This window comes from Streptomyces roseicoloratus, assembly GCF_004117935.1.
GTDB classification, from domain to species: domain Bacteria; phylum Actinomycetota; class Actinomycetes; order Streptomycetales; family Streptomycetaceae; genus Streptomyces; species Streptomyces roseicoloratus.
The window spans coordinates 1-16,459 of sequence record NZ_SDOY01000139.1 but is presented as its reverse complement, the minus strand read 5'-3'; the positions used below and the strand labels follow the sequence as shown (position 1 = coordinate 16,459).

The window sequence follows — 16,459 nt, the reverse complement described above, 5'->3', positions numbered from 1 at the left end:
CCCGATTTCCCCGGGCCCTGCCACGTTCACTCCCCTTGAGACGCGCAGACCCAGCCACCACAAGGCCCCAGCAGCCGAGACCTACCGGCACCGCGTCCAAGCCGCCACTCGCTTCGCCGGCCGAGTCCTGCGCACCAAGCGGCACGCCACCACCATGCTCGCCAACCCCGACCTCCAGATCTTCCCCGGCAAGGGCATGACCTGCGTCCTGGACCCCAAGCGAGCAGCCTGCCGCCTGCGCAGCGAGGAGGACAGCACCCGCCGCACACCCGACCTCGACGACTGCCGCCCGAACCGCGTCAACATCGCACGCACCGACCGCGACATCGAACAAGTCCTCGTCCAGATCGAGCAGCTACGGCCGCTCGTCGACGACCCGCTAGCCCCCGCGTTCCGACACGCACGCGAACAGCACGAGCTCGACCGCCTGGAGCACATCGTCACCGCCCACGACCGCACCGGAGAACCCCACGATGGCCACTGACCGCGACGCCATCACAGCAGCGATCCAGCGGCTGCTCGACGGACGTCCCACCCGGTCCACCGGAGCGCGCTCACCACGCTGCAACTCGCCGCCGAGGCAGGCGTCAAGCGCTGGGTCCTCACCCACAAGCACGTCGACCTGAAAGAAGAATTCGTCCGCCGAAAGTCCGAGGCGAACGGCATCCCGCCCGCGTTCCAACACCTGCACGCCCGCGCCATCGACGCCGAAGCCGCCGCCCAGGCCCTGCGGGAGGACAACGACCGGCTTCGCGAGCGCGTCGCCGTCTATGCCCAGGTCATCCACGAACTCCGGACCGAGCTGGACAGGCGCACCGACAGCACCACCCACCGCAGCCCCGTCCGGAGCCTGCCCACCAGGGCCTGAAGGGCGAGGCGACATGGCTGTTGAGCGCGTCCTGCGAACGAGTCTTGTAGTCGACCCGTCCTGCCAGCTCCATGCTCAGCTTCAGTCTCCTCCGCCGTCACGCAGGCAGTTTCAACTCAGGAGAGGATTGCCCCTGAGGTTCGCTTCCCCGCACGGCCAGGGACCCTCGGCCAGGGACCCCAGCGGTGTACGGAAGACCAGGACCTCGTTGTCCAGGGAGACGACGACACTGCCTTCGCTCAGCAGTAGCGCACGACCGATAACCGCTCTGCTGTCATCCATGGCGAACAGCTCGTGTCCGGCGAGATCCGTGTCCACAGCGAGCAGCTTGCCGTCTCGCCAGAACACCGCGGTTCCCTCGCAGTCCATCGCAGGGTAGGACGTGTAGTAACCCGTCAGGGGCGGTCCGCCCACAAGGCTGTTGTCCGGTGCGAGCCGCCGGAAGCGTGATCGCGAAGGCCGGCCGTTTCGGAGCTCCGGGCCGCAGACGCCGCCGTTCTTGCCGACGAGCATTGCCCCATGGCTAGCCCAGCGCGCGGTTTCGACACCGTCCCGGCCGAAGCGGCCGGTCGTGAAGGCACCGTAACCCTGGGATCCGAGCAGGAACTGGCCAGGGCCAGCTATCGCCTTTCGGCCTGCGGGAGCGGGAGCGGTGACCGAGATGGTCGCGCCACTGCCCAGGTCGAGGAAGAACGTCCTTCCGATGCCACTCCGTGTGTCGGTGAAACTGGCTGCGATCCGGTCGGCCGATACGAGCAGTGGCTGCCAGTGATCAACACCGATCTCCTCCGAGACCCAAGGTCTACGCGGCCGGATCTCCCATCCGGTCCGGTCTCCCATCTCCACCACACCCGGGAACGAGACCGCACCGAGCGCAATCGGCGTGGACCAGAGGCACTCCCCCTCTCTCGTGTACCGGGCCACGCGAGGCTCCGGTACAGAGGTGGGTCGGCTTCGTTCCCTACGGACCATGCGGGAGCCGCTGACCCAGGAAATGACGAACCCGTCGTCGAGGAGGACGAATGCGCCGACCTCCTCATTGGCGCGGCACTCCGGGCGGGCGGTGGGCCCAGTGGAACCGTCCGGCAGAATACCTTCCAGGAGCTGACCGTCGCGGTCTGGGTAGGCGAGCCACAGCGTGCCGTCCGTGGCCAGACGGGATTGCGGCTTGCCTGTCCCGGGGTAGGTCCGCTGCCACTCCACGTTGCCTGAAAGGTCGACCCTCGTGATGACGGTCGCCAGCGGATTCGGGCCGTAGCCGGTCACGGTCAGTGGCCCAGAGGGGTCGGATGTGGCCACAGCCCGGACCTGACCCGGCATGGTGAAACGCGATGAGAGGGACATGCGTCCGCATCTTGCCGCATGTCTCCTCTTTCGGGGCTCAGCTGCTGAGGTCAACCACGCCCCACGCGGTGAACGGCTCGGCCTGGACGTAGATCCTGCTTCCTCGGCTGACGGCACGGCGGCGGCCGGGCAGGTGGCCGTCGGGCAGGGTGAGCAGGCCGACGTCCGTTGGCTCGACGGATGCTTCGGTGAGCTCTCCGCGGGTGAGCCGGTCCACCTCTTCGCCGTAGCCGCCGTAGAAGGCGACCCGCTCGCCGTGGATGGCCACGGCCTTGGCGCCCCGTACCTGGTTCGGCCACACCCTCACGGGCCGGTCGGGGCGTATCTCGACGAGCGGGAAGTCTGTGTACGTGCACGCCCAGGCGGTGGTGCCCGACACGTTCAGGGCGTAGCAGTCGAAGAGGCCAGGGATGCTTGCGCTGTCGGACGTCCAGTAGATGTGGCCTGTGGGGCTCCAGCGGCGGATTCCGACCGGGTTTTCGTCGAAGTGCCCGACCCAGATGTGGCCGGCCTCGTCCACGAGCAGGTGCTCGATGGCGTCCCCGACGGAGAAGGAGGAGGCCTCGCGGCCGAGCGCGTTGAAGGCCTGGACCTGGTCCGCGTCCTCGTACCGGCGGGTGCGGGATGCTGCGACGACGAACCCGCCGTCAGGCAGGCGGTCCAGGTGCGGCCAGCGGGCACGCACGGCGCTCAGCTCGGTGAGTTCGACCTCGCCGCCCGGATGGACGGAGACGACCAGCGCGTCGAAGGGCAGGGCATCGCCGCCGGGCTGCGGAGCGCGGTCGGCAAGCAGCCAGTGGGCGGTGCCGAAGACGTCGACGGTGCTGGTCAGGACGTGGTGGGCGTGGTGCGCTCGGGGAAGGTGGGCGTAGGGAACGAGGGCAGTCTTCTGCACGGGCGGGCTCTCCTGGGTGGGCGGTCACGGCGTTCGGGCGCTGCGGTGAGCGGTGGCGGTGCGCGAGCGGTGGAGAGCGAAGCGGGGCGCTTAGAAGGCATGGCCCTTTCTGGTGGTCATGAGGTGATCATCGTCGATGTGACGCCCCCGTGCCAAACCCTTTCGGTCCAGCGCTCACGCCGTCTCTGACCCCACCCGCTCAGCCTCGACGAGGGCCAACCCGCCCGCCAGCTCGAATACCCAGCGCGACAAGTCCCGTGCTCATTGGACAGATGCAGTGCACGGTCGCACGTCCCTGAACCGGCTTGGCGTGGGGAGCTACAGACGACCCGTGATCGATTGATGTTCGGCAACAACTCGGAATAGGCGAGAGAACGTCCGGCCGTGATGCGCGTCCCGGACCCGCTCGCCGAGATCCGGACCCGGTTCCTCCGGCACGCCTCCCACCTCGACCCCCAGCTCCCGCTGCGCGCACCCCCGTACGAGAAGCGCCGGCTCGCCTACGACGAGACGGTCGCCGCGGCGGCGGACTCGCCGAGGGCCGCCGAGACCAGCTGAGCGTTGGAGCGGGCCGGTGTGCCGTCCGGGAGGAGCAGGGTGTCCTCCAGGCCGGTGCGGGCGGCCAGCCCGAGCCGGCGCGCCAGCCGGAAGAGCGGCCAGGCCGCGCCGTCGCGTCCGTGGAGCAGGACCGGGCGGGTGTGCGGCGAGCGGGCGAACATCGCGAGGAGGGCGAGCGCCGCCTCCTCCGACCCGGCCGCGGCCACGATCCGCGGCACACGCGGGGCCAGGGAGGAACGCAGGAAGCGCGCCGGGCCGTCGGTGCCCTGCCGCAGCACCGCGTCCACGGCCACACCCCTGTCGAGCAGCGCCGTCGCGAGGGCCTCGGCGCCGGGCTCGTGCCAGATCACCGTCGCGCGGTCCGGCAGCACCGTCCAGGACCGCACCCGGGCGAGCCTGCGCACCGGGTCGGGCTCCGCGCGGGCGCCGGTCGTCACACTCACCGGCACGCCGGCGGGCACGGCCGCGCGGACCGCGGCCAGCGTGTCGGCGAGCACCCGGGGCGACAGCGTGTCGCCACCACAGGGCGTCCTCGGGTGGACGTGCACCTCGTCCGCGCCCGCGGCGACCGACGCGGCCGCCGCCTCGGCCATCGCGACCGGCGACATCGGCACCCCGGCCGCGTCCCCGGGCCCGCGGCCCCCGTTGAGACACACCTGGAGCATCAGGCCACCGAGGCCAGCCGGACCGACACGTCACCACGGGTCCTGGCCAGGGCCCGGGCCGTCAGCAGACCCCGCGGTATCAGCACCCCGCAGTCCTCGCACACCGGCCCGAACCACGGCTCGTCCCGCAGCTCCGACCGCCACTCGATGCGCGGGCCCGCGCACACCGGGCAGTGCTCGCCCGGCCCGTTCCGCAACGCGTCCACCAGCCGGCGCACCACCTCCGGCAGTGGCTGTGACGGATGGCGCGCCGGGTCGTCGCAGCGGGCCACCCCGTTGCCGCCCCAGATCCTGCGGTGCCACTCGTCGAGCCCGCCGGGCCGGCGCAGTCCGCCGTGTTTCTCGCGCCGCCGCCGCTCGGCGAACTCCCTCTCGTACGCGAGCCATACCGAGCGGGCCGCCTCCAGCTCGTCGAGCGCGGCCACCAGGCGGCTCGGATCGGCCTCCCGGTCCTCGGGACCGAACCCGTGCCTACGGCACAGGTGGTCCCAGGTCGCCCGGTGACCGTAGGGCGCGAACCGCTCCAGGCACTTGCGCAGCGAATACCTTCGCAACGCCGTGTCGCACCCCGGATCGCGGACCTGTCTCGCGAGACTCCGGAACCCGGCCATCGTCTGCCACCTCCGTCGCTAGCACTCCGGCGATATGAGAGGGACGAACGAGCGGCGCTTCCTGTTCCATCGACCGGCGGAACCCGGCCATCCGGACACCGGCCCCCGCTCACGGGACACGGAGGACCGGTCATCCGGCCACCGTGGCCGGCAGCTGACCGCCGGGCGCGCCGCGGGCGGGCGTGATGACGCGGGGGCCACGCGGGCGTTGTGAGCGGGAAGGGGCGTTGTGAGCGGGAAGGGGCGTTGTGAGCAGGACGGGCAGGACGGGCAGGACGGGCGTCGCGGGCGGGGCGGCGGTCAGGCGAGGCGGCCCGCTCGGGCCACCAGGCGGGCCAGGTCCGCGTGGCATATGTCGCTGTGCTCGCTCACGACCTGTGCCGCGTCCACGCTCACACAGCCCGCGGCGGGCACTCCGTCCCGCAGCGCGGCCCCGAGCGTGCGGACGGTCGTGCCAGGGACGGCCTGGACGCCGTCGTAGCCGATGGCCCACCAGCGCCGGTCGTCGCCGAGCAGCGACTCGTCGTCCCGGGCGAGCCGGGACGCCAGCGGGTAGAACACCCTCAGTGCCGTGTCATGGCGCGAGTGGCAGGCCACCACCGGTCCGTCGACCCGGCTCTGGAGACCGCCGAGCGAGCCGCGCCGGCCCCGGTCGTGCGGCAGCCGGTCCGCGAAGGCGTAGTGCGAGAACGCACCCTGAAGCAGCGTCACCGACTTCACGGTGCGAACGTCCGCCGGCAGCCCCCGTAAGGCGTGTGCGACGAGCCGCGCGCCGAAGCTGTGGCCCACGAGGTGGACCCGCAGCCCTGGGGCCCGGCGGCCCAGGTCACCCAGCAGCGGACCGAGCCCGCGTTCCCCGACGACGCCCGCCCGGCGCTTCATCGTGAAGTACGTCGCCTGGCGGAGCGCCTCCTTCGCACCCTTCCACAGCCGCTTGACCCGATCGCCGCCGAACAGCGACTCGGCCCCCGGCCCGCCCACGCCCGGGCCCGCCGCCGCCCCGGCCATGCCCTCGGTGGCCGCATGGGCTCCTGCCTCCGCCCCCGTTCCCGCCGCCTCCGCCTCCGCCTCCCGGGCGTCGGCGAACATCGCGTACACCGTCAGCGGATCGGCGGCCAGGAACGCCGGCACCTCGGCCGCGACCAGTCCCGCCGGATCCGCCTGCCCCGCCGGAGCGATGCCCGTCAGCTCCCTGAGCAGGCCCGCGAACTCGGCGAAGGCCTCCTCGTCCGCCGGCTCCTCCGCGAGCAGCTCCGCGATCCGGGACACCGTCGCCGTCCGGCCGGGGGCGACCGCCGCCAGTGCCGCGTAGTCCGGCGTCCGCTCGTCCGAGAACATCATCGACGGCCACACCAGGCCCGCGTACCCGAGCCGCCTCCCGCCGCCGGTCACCCCGGGGAACGGGGCGAAGAAGCGGTCGAAGAGGCCGCTCGCGACCGACCGCGAGTTGTTCCAGCCGTGCGTGAAGAGCACCAGGTCCGTGCATCCCCGGCGGGCCAGGGAGGCGAGCGCCTCCGCCTGGCCGCCCGGGCCGTCGCCGTCCTTGTCGAAGTCCACCTCGCGGTACGGCTCGACACTCGTCACCGTCATGGGCCCGTCCCTCCGCGTCGAGGTACGCCGTTGGCTCCGGGATTCTGCCCGGGCCGGGGGATGGCCAGTCGTCAGCCGCGCAGCCGCGCCGCCGATATCTCCGGGAAGTAGACGACCGCGTCGTAAGCGGTGGCGAGCCGTACGGGCGCCGTGTCGCCCACCCAGGGATACGCGGTGCCCGCCGCCCGGGTCGGCCGGGCCACGCCCAGCCACTCCCGCGCGGCCGGCGTGGCCGTGCGCAGGTCGAGCAGGAAGGGGCGCGAGGCGACCTGGTCCAGGACGTGTTCGTTGCTGTCCGGACCCAGCGGGCCCACGGAGAAGACCCGGACCGGTTCGCCCGGCGTCCCCGTGTCGTGCGCGTTGAACGAGCCCCGCCCGAACGCCGCGCCGATCGTCACGTAGTCCCGGCCGAGCGCGTCCCGCAGGAAGGCGCCCTGCATGCGCGGGTACTGCTCGGGCATCGTCGTCTCGTAGCCGACGTGCGCGTTGTGCGCGGACAGCACCATCCGGTCGCCGGTGTGCCGCTGCCACCACACGGTGTTCTCGGCCATGACCCGGTCGCGGTAGAGCATGGCCTCGCCCACGTGCTCCTCCGAGGTGAGGTCGTACGCGTACTCCGTGCCGACCTGGGCTATCACCCGGGCGTGCTGCACGGCCCAGGCGTGCGCCTCACGGGCGGCGCGGTCCCGCGCGGGCGGCTTCTGCCGCTCCAGGAGGGCGAGTGCCCGGTTCACGTCGGCCGCCATCGCCCGCCGCTCGGCGAGCGGCCGGACCAGGTAGGCGTTCATCCAGGCGTCGACGTCGCCGCCGGACGGCCGGGAGGCGCGGTACAGCCCGTGGAAGCGGGGGAGCAGCGCGGGCCGCGTCCGTGCCACGTAGCCGGTGACCTCGTCGAAGAGGTTCGGGCCCGCGTAGCCGAGGTCGTTGCCCATGAACCGGACCTGGTGGTCCGGGTGGCGCAGGTTGTGCTGCCGCATCCAGAGGAAGAGGTCGAGGTATTCGTCGGTGTTCCAGAAGGCGTACGCGTTACGGAACTCGTCCCGCATGATCTTCCGTATGTCGCCCTTGCCGAAGCGCACGTAGTCGTCGACGAGCAGGCCGGTGCTCCAGTTCGCCTCCAGGGCGAAGGTGGTGAACCCCTGGTGCTCCACGAGGTGTTCGAAGATCCGGTGCTTGGCGCGGAAGAACTCGGCGGAGCTGTGGGTGGCCTCGCCGACGCCGACGACCTTGGCGTCGCCGACGATCCTCTCCAGCGTGCGGGTGTGCTCGAAGGGACGGGCCGTGACCGCGAGTTCACGGGCAGGGTCCGTGACCGTGGACGACGGCGGGAGCGAGCCCGCCGCCGACGGAGCCGGAGCGGACCTCGCCGCCGCCGGTGTCGGGGCGGGACCCGCCGCCGCGGCGGCCGGCGCCATGAGGCCGAGGCACAGCGCGGCCACGAGGCCCGGCACGGATAAGCGAAGTGCGCGACGTTTCATGGTCTCAGCTTCGCCCCGGAGACCGGGCGGGACCATCGGGGTCCCACCCGATCTCTCCCTGGTGCCAGCCCCCTTGATCCCGTAGGGGTAGGACGCGCACTCACTGTTGTTCTCCGGCCGGTGTGGGCCGCTCTCTGTTGTTCCCGGGCGGGTTTGGGGCGCTCTCCGGTGTTCCCCGGCCGGTGTGGGACGCGCTCCCTGTTGTTGCCAGGCGGTAGGGAACCTCCCTGTTGGCCCCCCGGCGGTAGGTGAACACTCCCTGTTGGCTCCCCGGCGGTAGGCGAACACTCCCTGTCGGTCCCCGGCGGCAGAAGGACGCTCCCCGTCGCCTCAGCGGTAGAGCAGGTACTTCCGCCGCACCGCGCGGAACGCCGCGAGGTCCGTTTCCCAGGCGGCGACCACCTCGTCCGCCGTCGCGCCCGCGTCGATCAGCGTGCGCACGCGGGCCGACCCGGTCAGCTTGTCGATCCAGTTGTCCGGGCGCCAGGCGAAGCCGCTCCACGCGCGCCGCGCCGTGACCAGCAGCGCGACGCCGGTGCGGACCGGGTCGAAGGCGTCGCGGTCGTGCACCATCAGCTGCACCCCGCCGACGGTCTTGCCCTGGAACTTCGAGAACGTCGGCGCGAAGTACGCCTCCCGGAAGCGGACGCCCGGCAGGCCGAGCGCGTTCGCCGCCTCCGCCCACCGGCCGTCGATCCCCTCCGCGCCGAGCAGCTCGAACGGGCGGGTGGTGCCGCGGCCCTCGGACAGGTTGGTGCCCTCGAAGAGGCAGGTGCCGGAGTACACGAGCGCCGTGTCGGGCGTCGGCATGTTGGGGCTCGGCGGTACCCACGGCAGCCCGGTCGCGTCGAAGAAGTCCTGGCGCCGCCAGCCGCTCACCGCGACCGTCTCCAGCGGCACCGGCTTCGCCAGGAACTCGCCGTTGAACAGCCGGGCCAGCTCGGCCACCGTCATCCCGTGCGCCTGCGCGATGGGTTCGCGGCCCACGAAGGTCGCGAACGCCCGGTCCAGGACCGGGCCGAGCGCGGTCCGCCCGGTCACCGGGTTCGGCCGGTCGAGGACCACGAAGCGCTTGCCCGCGAGCGAGGCGGCGACCATGCAGTCGTAGAGCGTCCAGATGTACGTGTAGAAGCGGGCGCCCACGTCCTGGATGTCGAACACGACCGTGTCCACTCCCGAGGCGGTGAAGACGTCCGCGAGCGGCTGACCGCTCTTCAGGTACGTGTCGTAGACGGGAAGTCCGGTCGCCGGGTCGTCGTAGCGGCCCTCCGAACCGCCCGCCTGGGCGGTGCCGCGGAAGCCGTGTTCCGGCCCGAAGACGGCGACCAGGTCGACGCGCGCGTCGGCGTGCATCACGTCCACGATGTGCCGGGCGTCCGCGGTGACGCCGGTCGGGTTCGTGACCACGCCGACCCGCCGGCCGGCGAGCTGCGCGTAACCCTCGGCGGCGAGCCGCTCGAAGCCGGTGCGCACCCGGCGGCCCCGGCCGGGCGGCGCGTCGGCGGCGGCCGGCCCGGCCCCCGCCGTCGCTGCCGTCACCGCCGTCGCTCCGAGCGCACCGCTCGCGGCCAGCAGGCCCCGTCTGGACAGGCTCATGAAGAATCCTCCTTGATCGCCTTCCGTGACATGCCCACGCACGCTAGCGCCGCGACGCTCCCCACGGAACGAGGCGTACCGCGGCACCCCGCCCGCGTCCTGCTCCCCGCCCCGGGTACCGCGACCCTTCCCCGACTCCATACCGACCGGTTAGTCTGCCCGCACAACCGTGAGCGAGAGGTGGGCCGGGATGAGTGCGGTGCGGGGTGCGGGAGTGGTCGTCACGGGCGCGGGCGGCGGCATCGGGGCCGCGATCGCCCGGCGGTTCGCCGCCGAGGGCGCGCGTGTCGTCGTCAACGACCTCGACCCCGGCCGCACCAAGGCCGTCGCCGACGACATCGGCGCCCTCGCCGTGTCCGGCGACGCCTCCGCCGTCATCGAGGAGGCCCGCGACGCGCTGGGCGGCACCGTCGACGTCTGGTGCGCCAACGCCGGACTCGCCTCGCCCGGCGACGCCTCCGCCGACGAGGACGTGTGGGCGGCCGCCTGGGACGTCAACGTGATGGCCCACGTCCGCGCCGCCCGCGCCCTGCTGCCCGACTGGCTGGAACGCGGCAGCGGCCGCTTCGTCTCGACCGTCTCCGCCGCCGGACTGCTCACCATGGTCGGCGCCGCCCCGTACAGCGTCTCCAAGCACGGTGCGTACGCCTTCGCCGAGTGGCTCTCGCTGAGCTACCGCCACCGCGGCCTCAAGGTCCACGCCATCTGCCCGCAGGGCGTGCGTACGGACATGCTCACCGCGGCCGGAGCGGCGGGCGAGCTCGTGCTCGCGCCGACCGCCATCGAACCCGAGGACGTCGCCGATGCCCTCTTCGACGCCATGGCCGACGACCGGTTCCTCGTCCTGCCGCACCCCGAGGTGGCCGACTACTACCGGGCCAGGGCCACCGACCCCGAGCGGTGGCTCGGCAACATGAACCACATCCAGCGGAAGTGGGAAGGCGCCGGCGCATGACGTGACCCGGGAGGCCGGTTTCCGGCCGGGCCGGACGAGGCGTACGGGCCGCCGCGGACGGCGGCCCGCCGCGCACGTTCCCCGCACCGGGTCGTGGTCCTGCCGGAGCCGTCCGCGGCGACAAGTGGGAAGATCCTCGGGCGGGACCCGCGGTCCCGGCAGGGGAACACCAGCAGCACGAGCGTCACCAGCGTGAAGGAAAGGCGGCCCAGCATGGCCAGGACGACGGACGGGAACGGCACCCCCGTCCCCCAGAGGCTCCTCGCCGCCGCCACCCGGCTCTTCGCCGAGCAGGGCTACGACCGGACCTCCGTCCAGGAGATCGTGGAGGCGGCGGGCGTCACCAAGGGCGCCCTCTACCACTACTTCGGCTCCAAGGAGGACCTGCTCCAGGAGGTCTACGCCCGCGTGCTGCGCCTCCAGCAGGAGCGGCTCGACGCCTTCGCGGACGCCGACGCGCCGGTCGAGGACCGGCTGCGCTCCGCCGCCGCCGACGTGGTCGTCACCACGATCGAGAACCTCGACGACGCGGCGATCTTCTTCCGCTCCATGCACCACCTCAGCCCGGAGAAGAACAAGCAGGTACGGGCCGAACGGCGCCGCTACCACGAGCGGTTCCGGGCGCTGATCGAGGAGGGCCAGAAGTCCGGCGTGTTCTCCGGCGCGACGCCCGCCGACCTGGTGGTCGACTACCACTTCGGCTCGGTCCACCACCTGTCGACCTGGTACCGCCCGGACGGCCCCCTGACCCCGCAGCAGGTCGCCGACCACCTCGCCGACCTGCTGCTGCGCGCGCTGCGCCCGTAAAGGGAACGTCGTCTCCCCCACGCGGGGGAGACGGCTCCGACCCGGAGCCCGCCGCCGCGGAGGCACCCGCGGTCGCGGCGGTGCGGGTCACGGAGGGCGGCGACGCCCTGAGCGACCGGCACGCGTAGCCCGTCGACTCCGGTACACATCCGCACGAGAGGTCAGTTGCCAGAGGTCAATTGCCGTAGGCCGGTTGCCAGTAGCCACACCCGAGAGAGCTGACCGCCAGGTCGGCGGCCAGCGCTCCGAGGCCAGCGCTCCGAGGTCCGAGGTCAGCGGTCAGCGCTCCGAGGCCAGAGGCCAGGTCAGCGGTCAGAGGTACTTCTTCAGCTCGCGCCGGGCGAGTGAGCGCTGGTGCACCTCGTCCGGGCCGTCCGCGAGGCGCAGGGTGCGGGCCGCGGCCCACAGTTCGGCGAGCGGGAAGTCCTGCGAGACGCCGCCGGCGCCGTGCGCCTGCACGGCCTTGTCGATGATGTCGACGACCGCGCGCGGGGTGGCGATCTTGATGGCCTGGATCTCCGTGTGCGCGCCGCGGTTGCCGACGGTGTCCATCAGCCAGGCCGTCTTCAGGACGAGCAGCCTCAGCTGCTCGATCGTCACCCGGGCGTCCGCGATCCAGTTCTGCACCACGCCCTGCTGGGCGAGCGCCTTGCCGAAGGCGTGCCGGGACACGGCGCGCCGGCACATCAGTTCCACGGCCCGCTCGGCCATGCCGATCAGCCGCATGCAGTGGTGGATGCGGCCCGGTCCGAGGCGGGCCTGGGCGATGGCGAAGCCGCCGCCCTCCTCGCCGATCAGGTGGGCGGCCGGTACGCGGACGTCGTCGAACACCACCTCGGCGTGCCCGCCGTGGTCGTGGTCCTTGAAGCCGTACACCCGCATGGCGCGGCGCACGTGCACACCCGGGGTGTCGCGGGGGACCAGGACCATCGACTGCTGGCGCCGGATGTCGGAGCCGTCGGGGTCGGTCTTGCCCATGACGATGAAGACCCGGCAGTCGGGGTTCATCGCGCCGGAGATGTACCACTTGCGACCGCTGATGACGTACGCGTCGCCGTCCCGCCGGATCCGGGTCTCGATGTTCGTGGCGTCCGAGGAGGCCACCTCGGGCTCGGTCATGGCGAAGGCCGACCGGATCTCGCCGGCGAGCAGCGGCTCGAGCCACTGCTTCTTCTGCGCCTCGTCGCCGAACTGGGCGAGCACCTCCATGTTCCCCGTGTCGGGGGCCGCGCAGTTGAGGGCGGTGGGCGCGAGGTGGGGGCTGCGGCCGGTGATCTCGGCGAGCGGCGCGTACTGGAGGTTGGTGAGTCCGGCGCCGTACTCCTCGTCCGGCAGGAAGAGGTTCCACAGTCCCTGGCGGCGGGCCTCCGCCTTCAGGTCCTCGACGACCGGCGGGGTGTCCCAGGGCGAGGCGAGCGCGGCCCGCTGCTCCGCGGCGACGGCCTCGGCCGGATAGACGTGCTCGTCCATGAAGGCGAGGAGCTTCGCCCGCAGCTCTTCGGTGCGGGCGTCGAATGCGAAGTGCATGAGGATCAGCCTTCCTGGCCTTCTCGCGGCTCGTGCGGTGCGTGGGACTCCCCGGACCCCCGGAGGGTGGTGAGGCCGTGCTCGATGAAGACGGGGACGAGTTCGCCGATGCGGTCGAAGCCGGCGCCGACGGTCTGCCCGAGGGTGTAGCGGTAGTGGATGCCCTCGAGGATCACGGCGAGCTTGAACCACGCGAAGGCCGTGTACCAGGCGAGGGCGCCGACGTCCCGGCCGGAGCGCTCGGCGTAGCGGGCGATCAGCTCGGTGGTGCCGGGGTGGCCCGCGGTGGTCGCGGTGGTGGAGACGGGCGAGTCCGGGACGTCCAGCGGCGTGCTGTACATGACCAGCAGGCCGAGGTCGGTGAGCGGGTCGCCGAGGGTGGACATCTCCCAGTCCAGGACCGCCTTGATGCGGTCGTCCGCGCCGATCAGGACGTTGTCGAGGCGGTAGTCGCCGTGGATCACGGTGGCGGCGGGGGAGACGGGCAGCGCGCGGCCGAGGGCGGCGTGCAGCTCGTCGATGCCGGGCAGCTCGCGGCCCCGGGAGGCGGCGAGCTGCTTGCCCCAGCGGCGCAGCTGCCGGTCGAGGAAGCCCTCGGGCCGGCCGAAGTCCGCGAGCCCGACGGCGGCCGGGTCGACGGCGTGCAGGTCGACCAGGGTGTCGACCAGGCCGAGGACGGCGGCGCGGGTGCGTTCGGGGCCGAGCGGGGCCAGTTCGGCGGCGGTGCGGTACGGGGTGCCCTCGACGAAGTCCATCACGTAGAACGGCGCTCCGAGCACCGACTCGTCCTCGCACAGCAGCACCGCTTCCGGCACGGGTACGGCGGTGGGACCCAGGGCGCTGATCACGCGGTGCTCGCGGCGCATGTCGTGCGCGGTGGCCAGGACGTGACCGAGCGGCGGGCGGCGGACGACCCACCGGGCGGAGCCGTCGGTCACGACGTACGTGAGGTTCGAGCGCCCGCCCTCGATCAGCCGGGCGGTGAGGGGACCCGCGACGAGGCCGGGCCGCTCGCGGTCGAGGAACCGGCGCAGCCGCTCGGGGTCGAGACCGGGCGGCGGGGAACCGGACGGGGCGGTGGTCATGCGGTCGTACCTCCGGGATCGGCGTCCCGCTCATGATGACCGACCAGTCGGTATGTCGTCCAGGGTGTACGCCGACCCGGGCGCGGGCGCGCCGCTGCGGCCGCGCGGCGTGGGCCGGGGGCGGCGCTGTGCCCGACCGAAGCCCTCGGTCCTCCGACACCTCCGCCGTCCGGCGGTCTCGGCCTTTCGGGCCCTCGGCCGTCCGGCGGTCCCGGCTCTTCGCCGGCCTGGGGGACGCGACCACGCCGAGCCAGCTCCGTCTGCCCCCGACAGCTGCCCGGACCGGCGCCGCCCGTGGGCCGGCCGCCTGGCCCCCCCCCCGGGCCGGCCCCGGACATGCCCCGGGCCGGCCCCCGGACAGGGCCCCGGTCCCGCGTCGGGACCACCCCCGCCCCGATCCGCCGAGCCGCCGCCTACGCGTGGCAGGCCACCGGCATGCCGCCGTTCATCGCCGCCATGTCTCCGAACACGGCCGCCGCGTCCAGGGGGTGACCCTCCGGCAGACCGTCCAGCTCCGCGTACGCGCGGTGCAGGTTGGCGACCAGGCGCTCGCCCTCCTGCCACGCCGCGAACTCGCCCAGCTCCGCCGCGCGCGCCGTCTCCAGCGGCGTGGCGCTCTTGGCGTGGCCCTCGGCCGCCAGTTCGCTCACCCAGCGCAGGTAGCGCTCGGTCGCGTCGTACGCGGACGGGTCAGTGATCCGGCCGTGCCCCGGCACCACCGTGTGCGCGTCCAGCGACCGCAGCAGGTCGAGCGCGCGCAGCGAACCGGCCAGCGAGCCCATCGGTAGGAACGGCGTGCCGCCGTGGAAGATCAGGTCGCCGGTGAACACCACGCCCTGCTCGGGCAGATGGACGATCGAGTCGCCGGTCGTGTGCGCGGGACCCGGGTGGACGACCCGTACCTCGATCTCCCCGACGTACAGGGTGAGGCGGTCGCCGTACGTGAGGTCCGGCGGCAGGATCTCCACCTCGCCGAAATCGGTCTGCGGCCAGATCAGATGGAGCTGCCGCCCGGCGGCCAGCTGCTCGGTGCGGCAGTTCTCGTGCCCGACGATCCGGGCCTCGGGCCGGAATACACCGTTCCCGTAGGTGTGGTCGCCGTGGTGGTGGGTCGAGACGATCGTGCGCGGCAGGGCGAGGCCCGCGTCGAGGACGGCGGCGCGCAGCAGCCCGGCCCGGCGCTCGGTGGCGGCGGTGTCGACGAGCAACGACTCGCGCCCGTCGCCGACGAAGCCGGCGTTGTTCAGGCACCAGCCCCCGTCGGGCTGGACGAAGGCATGGACGTTCGGCGCGACGGCGACCACGTACGGATCGGTGGCAGACAAAGGGAATCCCCGGGATGAGAGCCCGAATGGTCAGGGCTGGGCACTGGACATGGGGAAGCGTGCCAGCAGCTCCTGGTCCGGGGGAAGGCGGCCTGCCGCTCGCGCGGCGGACGTCGGACGCTCCCAGGGCGTGTGCCGGAAGTCCCGTCTGCCCGGCGGCGCCCGGCACGCACGCACGCCGCGTTGTCGGGATCGCCCCGATACATCAGGTATCGGGGCGACCCTCCGCCTTGTGATCGCACGCATCGGACACCACCGGGCCTGCCCTTCGGGCAGGCGACGCTCCTTTCGCCACACGCCCTAGTTGTACTGCCCTGTGAGGTTGGGGACGCGGCTGGCGGGTGGTTTGCCCTTCAGCGCGGTGTGTCCGCGGTGGTGATTGTAGGTGTGCAGCCAGCCGGGGAACGTGTCGCGTCGTTCCTGCTCTGAGTGGTAGGGGCGGGCGTAGGCCCACTCGTCGAGCAGGGTGCGGTTGAAGCGTTCGACCTTGCCGTTGGTCTGCGGCCGGTAGGGCCGGGTTCGCTTGTGGGTGATTCCGGCCGCGGTGAGCAGGTCGCGCCAGTCGCGGGAGCGGTAGCAGGAACCGTTGTCGGTCATCACCCGCTGGACCGTGACCCCGGCCTGGGCGAAGAACGCCTGGGCCCGGGTCCAGAAGGCGGTCGCGGTCTCCTTCTTCTCATCGGTGAGGATCTCGCTGTAGGCGAGGCGGGAGTGGTCGTCGACGGCGTTGTGCAGGTAGCTGTAGCCGGCCCCTGAGCGGGTCTTGCGGCCGGCTTGGCGGCCCAGGGTCTTGTGTCCGCCGCCGTCGGGGATGTTGCCGAGCTTCTTGATGTCCACGTGTATCAACGCGCCTGGCTCGGACCGTTCGTAGCGGCGGATGACCCGTCCGGTGGCGCGGTCGAGGTGGGCCAGGCGAGCCAGCTTGTAGCGCATCAGGACTCGGTGCACTGTGGATGGGTTCAGTCGCAGCAGGTAGGCGATGCGGGCCGGTCCCCAGCGGCGCAGGACACGGACCTTGATGATCCGGCGCTCGGTGCGGGTCGGAGTCCGACGCGGGCTGCGGTGCGGCCTGGACGAGCGGTCGCGCATGCCTGCCTCGCCGAGCTGCCGGTAGCGGCTGGCCCACCGCTGGGCCGTGGTCGGGGAGACCTGGAA

The 16,459-nt window shown here is 72.5% G+C and carries 16 protein-coding genes; 4 read left to right on the top strand and 12 right to left on the bottom strand.

The features are described from left to right. Positions 1 to 154 precede the first annotated feature (154 nt). Entirely contained in the window at positions 155 to 484 is a 330-nt protein-coding gene (locus ESG85_RS21595) for a hypothetical protein (protein WP_246095211.1), read from the top strand. Here the strand turns inward: ESG85_RS21595 and ESG85_RS35330 are convergent. The 3 genes from ESG85_RS35330 to ESG85_RS21580 form a co-directional block, all read right to left on the bottom strand. Further along, positions 380 to 787, bottom strand: coding sequence for a hypothetical protein (locus ESG85_RS35330; protein ID WP_181019082.1), 408 nt, complete (start codon positions 785 to 787; stop codon positions 380 to 382). The two genes, ESG85_RS21595 and ESG85_RS35330, sit on opposite strands and share 105 nt — an antisense overlap. A gap of 192 nt (positions 788 to 979) precedes the next feature. After that, positions 980 to 2,212 carry a hypothetical protein gene (locus tag ESG85_RS21585; protein ID WP_128981737.1) on the bottom strand — a complete coding sequence of 411 codons (1,233 nt, stop codon included), beginning with the start codon at positions 2,210 to 2,212 and terminating at the stop codon, positions 980 to 982. Between the two features lie 37 nt (positions 2,213 to 2,249). Beyond that, positions 2,250 to 3,107 carry a hypothetical protein gene (locus ESG85_RS21580; RefSeq protein ID WP_128981735.1) on the bottom strand — a complete coding sequence of 286 codons (858 nt, stop codon included), beginning with the start codon at positions 3,105 to 3,107 and terminating at the stop codon, positions 2,250 to 2,252. Between the two features lie 384 nt (positions 3,108 to 3,491). Here ESG85_RS21580 and ESG85_RS35080 point away from each other — a divergent pair, with 384 nt between their 5' ends. Beyond that, positions 3,492 to 3,665: a hypothetical protein gene (locus tag ESG85_RS35080; protein WP_164986289.1), complete on the top strand. Its 174-nt coding sequence runs from the start codon at positions 3,492 to 3,494 to the stop codon at positions 3,663 to 3,665. Here the strand turns inward: ESG85_RS35080 and ESG85_RS21575 are convergent. The 5 genes from ESG85_RS21575 to ESG85_RS21555 form a co-directional block, all read right to left on the bottom strand. Continuing rightward, complete coding sequence (locus ESG85_RS21575) at positions 3,608 to 4,330, bottom strand: 3-keto-5-aminohexanoate cleavage protein (protein WP_128981734.1); 723 nt, start codon at positions 4,328 to 4,330, stop codon at positions 3,608 to 3,610. The genes ESG85_RS35080 and ESG85_RS21575 overlap by 58 nt on opposite strands. Beyond that, complete coding sequence (locus ESG85_RS21570; RefSeq protein WP_128981732.1) at positions 4,330 to 4,941, bottom strand: hypothetical protein; 612 nt, start codon at positions 4,939 to 4,941, stop codon at positions 4,330 to 4,332. Before ESG85_RS21570 ends, ESG85_RS21575 begins: the two co-directional genes overlap by 1 nt. A gap of 300 nt (positions 4,942 to 5,241) precedes the next feature. Then, a complete protein-coding gene (locus tag ESG85_RS21565) occupies positions 5,242 to 6,531 on the bottom strand; it encodes a serine-threonine protein kinase (RefSeq protein ID WP_128981729.1) in 1,290 nt (429 codons plus the stop codon). A gap of 71 nt (positions 6,532 to 6,602) precedes the next feature. Next, on the bottom strand, positions 6,603 to 8,009 hold the full coding sequence (locus ESG85_RS21560) for an erythromycin esterase family protein (RefSeq protein WP_128981727.1): 1,407 nt from the start codon (positions 8,007 to 8,009) through the stop codon (positions 6,603 to 6,605). Between the two features lie 330 nt (positions 8,010 to 8,339). After that, a complete protein-coding gene (locus ESG85_RS21555; RefSeq protein WP_128981725.1) occupies positions 8,340 to 9,605 on the bottom strand; it encodes an exo-beta-N-acetylmuramidase NamZ family protein in 1,266 nt (421 codons plus the stop codon). A 190-nt stretch (positions 9,606 to 9,795) separates the two neighbouring features. Here ESG85_RS21555 and ESG85_RS21550 point away from each other — a divergent pair, with 190 nt between their 5' ends. Both ESG85_RS21550 and ESG85_RS21545 read left to right on the top strand, forming a co-directional pair. Continuing rightward, entirely contained in the window at positions 9,796 to 10,560 is a 765-nt protein-coding gene (locus tag ESG85_RS21550) for an SDR family oxidoreductase (RefSeq protein ID WP_128981723.1), read from the top strand. Positions 10,561 to 10,773: 213 nt separating this feature from the next. After that, positions 10,774 to 11,367 (top strand): TetR/AcrR family transcriptional regulator, encoded by a 594-nt coding sequence (locus ESG85_RS21545; RefSeq protein WP_128981721.1) that lies wholly within the window; start codon positions 10,774 to 10,776, stop codon positions 11,365 to 11,367. A 312-nt stretch (positions 11,368 to 11,679) separates the two neighbouring features. Here ESG85_RS21545 and ESG85_RS21540 read toward each other — a convergent pair whose 3' ends face one another. The 4 genes from ESG85_RS21540 to ESG85_RS21525 all read right to left on the bottom strand — a co-directional run. Next, complete coding sequence (locus ESG85_RS21540) at positions 11,680 to 12,894, bottom strand: acyl-CoA dehydrogenase family protein (protein ID WP_128981719.1); 1,215 nt, start codon at positions 12,892 to 12,894, stop codon at positions 11,680 to 11,682. 5 nt (positions 12,895 to 12,899) lie between these two features. Further along, entirely contained in the window at positions 12,900 to 13,979 is a 1,080-nt protein-coding gene (locus tag ESG85_RS21535; protein WP_128981717.1) for a phosphotransferase family protein, read from the bottom strand. 413 nt (positions 13,980 to 14,392) lie between these two features. Beyond that, complete coding sequence (locus tag ESG85_RS21530) at positions 14,393 to 15,304, bottom strand: MBL fold metallo-hydrolase (RefSeq protein ID WP_128981715.1); 912 nt, start codon at positions 15,302 to 15,304, stop codon at positions 14,393 to 14,395. A 300-nt stretch (positions 15,305 to 15,604) separates the two neighbouring features. Next, on the bottom strand, positions 15,605 to 16,459 hold an 855-nt coding region (locus ESG85_RS21525; RefSeq protein WP_128981691.1), incomplete at its 5' end, for an IS481 family transposase.

Excerpts from the sequence above, each read along its gene's own strand:
- ESG85_RS21595 (WP_246095211.1), top strand. The coding sequence starts at position 155 with ATGCTCGCCAACCCCGACCTCCAGATCTTCCCCGGCAAGGGCATGACC.
- ESG85_RS21585 (WP_128981737.1), bottom strand. The coding sequence starts at position 2,212 with ATGTCCCTCTCATCGCGTTTCACCATGCCGGGTCAGGTCCGGGCTGTG.
- ESG85_RS21575 (WP_128981734.1), bottom strand. The coding sequence starts at position 4,330 with ATGCTCCAGGTGTGTCTCAACGGGGGCCGCGGGCCCGGGGACGCGGCC.
- ESG85_RS21570 (WP_128981732.1), bottom strand. The coding sequence starts at position 4,941 with ATGGCCGGGTTCCGGAGTCTCGCGAGACAGGTCCGCGATCCGGGGTGC.
- ESG85_RS21565 (WP_128981729.1), bottom strand. The coding sequence starts at position 6,531 with ATGACGGTGACGAGTGTCGAGCCGTACCGCGAGGTGGACTTCGACAAG.
- ESG85_RS21560 (WP_128981727.1), bottom strand. The coding sequence starts at position 8,009 with ATGAAACGTCGCGCACTTCGCTTATCCGTGCCGGGCCTCGTGGCCGCG.
- ESG85_RS21555 (WP_128981725.1), bottom strand. The coding sequence starts at position 9,605 with ATGAGCCTGTCCAGACGGGGCCTGCTGGCCGCGAGCGGTGCGCTCGGA.
- ESG85_RS21550 (WP_128981723.1), top strand. The coding sequence starts at position 9,796 with ATGAGTGCGGTGCGGGGTGCGGGAGTGGTCGTCACGGGCGCGGGCGGC.
- ESG85_RS21545 (WP_128981721.1), top strand. The coding sequence starts at position 10,774 with ATGGCCAGGACGACGGACGGGAACGGCACCCCCGTCCCCCAGAGGCTC.
- ESG85_RS21540 (WP_128981719.1), bottom strand. The coding sequence starts at position 12,894 with ATGCACTTCGCATTCGACGCCCGCACCGAAGAGCTGCGGGCGAAGCTC.
- ESG85_RS21535 (WP_128981717.1), bottom strand. The coding sequence starts at position 13,979 with ATGACCACCGCCCCGTCCGGTTCCCCGCCGCCCGGTCTCGACCCCGAG.